This is a genomic window from Roseobacter sp., assembly GCF_024639605.1.
Classification (GTDB): Bacteria; Pseudomonadota; Alphaproteobacteria; order Rhodobacterales; family Rhodobacteraceae; genus Roseobacter.
Map to the genome: position 1 here is coordinate 5,790 of NZ_JAHEHZ010000112.1, position 5,778 is coordinate 11,567.

The 5,778-nt window shown below is 59.2% G+C and carries 4 protein-coding genes; 2 read left to right on the forward strand and 2 right to left on the reverse strand.

Annotation, left to right across the window (positions count from 1 at the left end; genetic code table 11):
* The first annotated feature begins 177 nt into the window (after positions 1–177).
* Positions 178–1,794 (forward strand): hypothetical protein, encoded by a 1,617-nt coding sequence (locus Q0M35_RS13705; protein ID WP_295316245.1) that lies wholly within the window; start codon positions 178–180, stop codon positions 1,792–1,794.
* A 10-nt stretch (positions 1,795–1,804) separates the two neighbouring features.
* Here the strand turns inward: Q0M35_RS13705 and Q0M35_RS13710 are convergent, their stop codons facing one another.
* Both Q0M35_RS13710 and Q0M35_RS13715 read right to left on the reverse strand, forming a co-directional pair.
* Positions 1,805–3,397 carry a serine protease gene (locus Q0M35_RS13710; protein WP_295316246.1) on the reverse strand — a complete coding sequence of 531 codons (1,593 nt, stop codon included), beginning with the start codon at positions 3,395–3,397 and terminating at the stop codon, positions 1,805–1,807.
* Between the two features lie 95 nt (positions 3,398–3,492).
* The gene (locus tag Q0M35_RS13715; RefSeq protein ID WP_295316248.1) at positions 3,493–4,728 is read right to left on the reverse strand and encodes an amino acid permease; all 1,236 of its coding nucleotides are present in this window, start codon (positions 4,726–4,728) and stop codon (positions 3,493–3,495) included.
* Positions 4,729–5,260: 532 nt separating this feature from the next.
* Between Q0M35_RS13715 and Q0M35_RS13720 the strand changes: the two genes are divergently transcribed.
* Positions 5,261–5,778: histidine phosphatase family protein (locus Q0M35_RS13720; RefSeq protein WP_295316249.1), on the forward strand; the 518-nt coding region annotated here is incomplete at its 3' end.

Here is a 5,778-nt window from a genome sequence, read left to right on the forward strand (position 1 = left end):
TGGTATCCGCGCCGCCTGCCTCTGAGACACTGTGCGTTCGCGCTGTTTGTCTACCGCAAAGCGCCTCAGTGTGACGCATTGCACCGCGCAGGCTGCACATGCAGACTGTGAGACGGAAAACTCAGATACCGGAAGACGACGCGGAGCGGACAATGCTTCCCGAAGCGCAGGTGGCCCATGCAAGTGAAAAACGACCCGGAGGCCGCGGAACGAAAGACACTCTTTCATCGCGTGGTTGTAGATCTGGCGCTGCAGATGCGCTGGTCCTTTTTGCCGCCCCTGATGGTGTACTTCGCGGCGGGCGTTTCCGGCCTCACATCGGTCGTGGGTGCATTTTTCCTCAAAGAATATCTCGACCTGTCGGCGACCTTCATCGCGGGTCTTGGCTTCTGGGCCGGGCTGCCCTGGATCCTCAAAGTACCGATGGGTCATGTGGTCGACCTGTTCTGGCGCCGCAAAGCGCTGCTGATCCTGCTGGGCGCCGGGCTGATCGCGGCGTCGCTGCTCATCATGTTCGGGCTGGTGTCACAACCGGACCGCATGGATGCGGTTTTCCCGCTTGAGACATGGTTTATAGTTGCCCTGCTGCTCGCCCCGTCGGGCTATGCCGTTCAGGATATCGTCGCGGATGCCATGACGGTCGAGGCTGTGCCGCACACTGACGATGCCGGCAGGCCTTATGATGAACAGGAACAGCGCGCGATGCATACGACAATGCAGACACTTGGCCGCATCGCTATTATCTCGGGCTTCGTCTCCGTTGCAGCGGTCAATATCTGGATCTTTTCAGATACTGAAAGTCTGTCGCGCGATGCACGTCTCGCGCTTTATGCGCGGGTCTATCTGATTGCCCTCGCGATCCCGGTCATTTCGGTTTCGGGGATGGTGCTGCACACGCTGGTACAGCGCAGGCGGGCGGCACGGGGATTGCCGCAGGCAAAACCGGAAGTCGCAACGGAGGTGAACTGGCAGATCCTCGGCGGCGGGATCGCGTTTGTCGTGCTGAGCCTCGTTCTCGGCACCTCTGATTTCGCCTTTGCGCAGGAGGCGATTTTTGTCACATCCTTTTCGATCATCCTCTACCTGATCCGGCACCTGATCAAAGAACTCAGACCAGAGGCCGCGCGTGTCCTGATTGGTACGGCCACGATCATTTTCGTGTTCCGCGCAGTACCATTGCCGGGGCCGGGCCTGACCTGGTTCGAAATCGACGATCTGGGCTTTGACGAACAGTTCCTGTCAATCCTGTCGCTGATCACTTCGGTGCTCGCGCTTGTCGGACTGCTGGTTCTGAGACCGCTGATGGCGAACCGGTCAATTGCCTACATCGTCGTGCTGCTGACGCTTGCGGCCGGTGTTTTGTCGTTGCCGAACATCGGGCTTTACTACGGCGTCCAGGAATGGACTGCGGCACGCACCGGCGGTGTGGTGGACGCGAAATTCATTGCGATCCTCGATACCGCCATCGAGTCTCCGCTCGGGCAGATTGCGATGGTGCCGATGCTGGCCTGGATCGCGCGCAATGCGCCACCTGATCTGAAAGCCACCTTCTTTGCGGTGATGGCATCTTTCACCAATATGGCGTTGTCCGCGTCCAGCCTTGGCACAAAATACCTCAACAAGGTCTTTGTGGTAACGCGAGCGTCTGTCGATCCTGTTACGGGTGAACAGATATCGGTCGCTGACTATTCGCAACTGGGGCAGCTTCTGATCGTCGTCGGCGTGATCACCGTGGCGGTGCCGCTGCTTGTGGTGCTGGCGGTGCAGTCGTCGGCATGGCGCACCACCGAATAAGCCCCGTGCGCTAGTCGTCAGCTATGGCGTCCAGAAGACGGTGCAGTTTTCCCACGGGAACACCTATGTTGGCGCCGCCGAACTCGGGCAGAATGGCGGTGTTTATGGCTACGACATGGCCATTGCTGCCGAGTGCAGGTCCACCACTGCCCCCGATTGTGGTTTGCGCATCATATATCACGGCCATCGGCGTGATCTGAGCGATGATGCCACGGCTGGCAAGCGGTGCGATTTTACCTTCTTCGGACAGGCGGGCCGCAATTGTCCAGAAATCTGTTTCGCCGGCATCCTCCAGTTCGGTCAGAAAGGCCTGCCCGGCCTGAGCCAGAAGCGCACGCAGTCCGGTCGGAAACCCCATGACGATCACCTCGTCACCAATTTCCAGCGGGCTTTCCGACAGGGTCAGACCGCGGCCCTCGCTGGCCTTCCCCGGTACGGACAAAAGCGCCAGATCGGCCGTATCGGCGGCGGCAAGAAAAGTCGCATCAACCGGATCAGTCAGCCCGGGCAGAAATACCATGAGCCTGAGCATTTCCGGCTCAAGTCCACCTTCCTGAAACGCCCGCATCCGGTCTCCTGATGTCCATGGCAGTGCGACGTGCCGGTTGGTCACGAGATGCCCGCTGCCGGCGAGCAGAAAGCCTGTGCCGGTGAACTGGAATTCCAGCGGATCACCATTGCCCTCCACATCAACAAGTGGTTTGCCGAATGGCGTCTGCAACGGCACGCCCTGTGCGCTCAGGACATGACGCAGCAGCCTGCCGCTTCCGGTATCACGCAGACCGTAGGCACCCTGCAGAAATGCCACCGACGCTGTCGTTTCACGGATGACGCGCGCAGAGGCATCGAGGCGGCGCTCGAGGCGGGTCAGCCGGTCGGCATTACCGGCCAGCTGGAGATCAAGCTGTTCACGCAGCATCGCAAGCTCTTCGACGCTCAGCGCCTCCCGCCGCGTTTCAGCAAGGGCAATCGTGATTGCTTCAAGCCGCAGAGCCTCGGCCTCGATGGCTTGCCGGATCAGACGGTCGGTGCGCCATTGCAGAGCCATAAACGTTGTGAGCACAATCAGAACAGCGATGACCGTCAGCCGAAACAGCAAAGATGTTTCCAGCAAAAGCCGCCGCCCCGCTTCGAACAACGCATTCGTCAGGCGCGGTCCGAACGGCCGGCGGCTGGAGCGGGCGTAGGCCATTGTGTCGCTGAGGATTTCTTCGACAGGCCAGCGCGTCGGAAAGGAATTGCGACACAGCCGGTAGCGGGACATCGGCCCATCCTCTCCGAATTCGATCATGTCGCCGTGGATCAGATCAGCGGAGCCGACCTGGCGGCCGTTTACCCAGATGACGGCCCCGGGCACTGCTTCGATTTCGTAGGTATCCCCTGACCAGTGCAACAGCGCGCGGTTATCTGTTCCGGGTTGCCCGCCGTCACCGGAAACAACCCGAAGCATGCGGTCGGCACCGACGCTTATGCGTGGATGATCGGACGACAGCCACGCGATCCGGCCGCGTGATGGTCCGGTCAGACTTTCCAGAAAAGCGCGGACCTCGTCTTTTTCCGGGGGTGCCGCCGTTCCGGCGCAGTGCTTAAGATCATCGACCAACCGGTTTCCTGACGTGAGGTTTTCGGGTCTGGGTGGTGTAATAATACGCGCCGGCGCCGCACCGGTCTATAAAATCCTGTGAATGCAACCGGATATCAGCCGCCAGCCAGAGCAGCCCCCAACACCAGCGCGATACAACACAAGCTTCCGGCAATCGGGAATATGATATGCACGGTAAAGATGCCCTGAGGTGCCGGTACGCCTCTGAGCTTGAACCGGACAAGGGCGAGATTGACGATGGTAAAGATTATAAGAAGGACCTCCGACGAGGTTTCGGCAAGCGTGTCGAGGGGCGTAAACAGCGCCAGAACCAGCACCAGTGCAGCGGTTATCACCGTGGCCCTGACGGGTGTCTGAGTACGCGGCGACACAACTCCGAGCCATGCGGGCAATCGGTTTCCCCGCGCCATGCCATAACAGACCCGGGCCGCCATTATGAGAATGATAACAACCCCGTTCATCGTGGCGATGATGGCGATCATAGTGATCGCAAACGACGGCAATCCTGTGAGCCGTTCAAAAAGCAGACTGACCGGCGCAGTCGTGGCAGACATTTCCGCGACGGAGACAGTCTGCATGGCGACGAAAGACACCAGCACATAGAGCACGGTTACAATGAACAACGTGATCCCAATGGCCCATGGCATGATTTTACGGGGGTTTCTGGCCTCTTCGACGAGATTTACCACATCGTCAAATCCGATGAAGGCGAAAAAGGCGATCATACTGGCGGCGAGGACACCGGAAATGGCCGGCAGGTCGCCGATGGGAGGTGCCAGCGATGCAGGCAGTTCGGCAATGCTGCCGGGATCACTGGCCAGACCGAGGCCGATGATGATCAGAAGGCCGCAGACTTCGACCAGCGTCATCGCACCTGCGATGGCTACGGACTGGCGAATACCCCAGGCGGCAATCGTCGCCATCAGGGTGATGATGCCAATGATCAGTATTTCCGCGGGAAGGGCGATGAGTTCGCCGACGTAGCCTGCTGATCCTACGGCGATCGCGGCCGCCGCGATCATCGCTTCGATCAGAACACCAAGGCCAACGGCGACTGTCAGCCATTTGATCCCGAAAGACTTTTCGACATAGACCGCCTCGCCGGCGGCCTGGGGGACGCGCCCCGACAGTTCCGCAAAAGACGCCGCAGTAAAACCCATCACAAAAGCAGACAGAAGGAATGCCGAGGGCGCATAAGGCCCCGCGCGCACGATGGTTTCTCCGACCAGAACATATATCCCGGCTCCGATTGTGACGCCGAGACCGTACAACACCAGACCCGTCAGGCCAATTGATCGCCTCAGCTTACCAGCCTCATTTTCCACAAGCATGCCCCCCCTTTTAAACGCCGCAATAAGAGAGCAAACTAGTCGCGGCTTCTCAGCATTCCGGTAAATCTGCATCCGGCAATCACGTATTCAGCATATCTGAAGCCGGCGCGGACCGCTTTGTGCTATCTCAATCGGGCTATTGCTCCGGGACTGAATTTTGCGCTTTGCACGGTGATCTCACGGCCTGCCCTCGCGACCATCAGGATGATACCGGACCAGCAGCATCTGCAGCCCACAGTCAAAGAGACAGCTTTGCGGGGCGGAGCAAACTTGACATGGTCCCGATCCGGTCCACTCTCTTTTTCCAACTGAGCAATGGCACGCCATCAGGACCAGATCAAAACCATGCAACTTTTTCAATATCTCAGCAGCATCGCATATCATGGCGCCTGTTGCACGGGCCGGGAACGAGCCTTGCTGCGTCACCGCAAAAGCATTCGCGGGCGGTCAGACCCGGGTCGCTGCGTCAGGCTTTCCTGGCGAGATGCGGACCCTTTTGTTACCTGAATTCCGATCAGAAAGAAGATACCCGATGAAGATTATCCTTATCCTGATTTTTCTCATTCCCTGCACTGCTCTTGCAAATGACTGGGATGCCCTTGAGCAGGACGGAGCGATCGCAATCATGCGTCACGCCCTGGCTCCGGGGACGGGGGATCCGTCAGATTTTGACCTGCGGGACTGTTCTACTCAGCGCAATCTTGATGAGCGGGGACGAGCGCAGGCCCGCAGCATTGGTGCCGCATTCCGGGACCGGGGCATTAAGTTCGACCTCGTTTACACCAGTCAGTGGTGCCGCACGCGCGAAACCGCAGAACTGCTGGCGGCCGGGCCTGTCATTGAGGCACCTTCCTTAAACTCGTTTTTCCGGGATCGCGCGAACCGGGACAGGCAGACCGCCGCAACCCGGGAGTTGATCGGCGATACTGATGGCCGGTTAATGCTGGTCACTCACCAGGTGAACATCTCAGGCCTGACAGGTCGCGGTACGCGCTCTGGTGAAGTGCTGATCATTCGCGCGGCAGCAGGATCGGTTGAGGTTCTGGGCAG

What these genes read in the sequence shown, in the direction of transcription:
- Q0M35_RS13705 (WP_295316245.1), top strand. Translation starts at nt 178, where the DNA reads ATGCAAGTGAAAAACGACCCGGAGGCCGCGGAACGAAAGACACTCTTT.
- Q0M35_RS13715 (WP_295316248.1), bottom strand. Translation starts at nt 4,728, where the DNA reads ATGCTTGTGGAAAATGAGGCTGGTAAGCTGAGGCGATCAATTGGCCTG.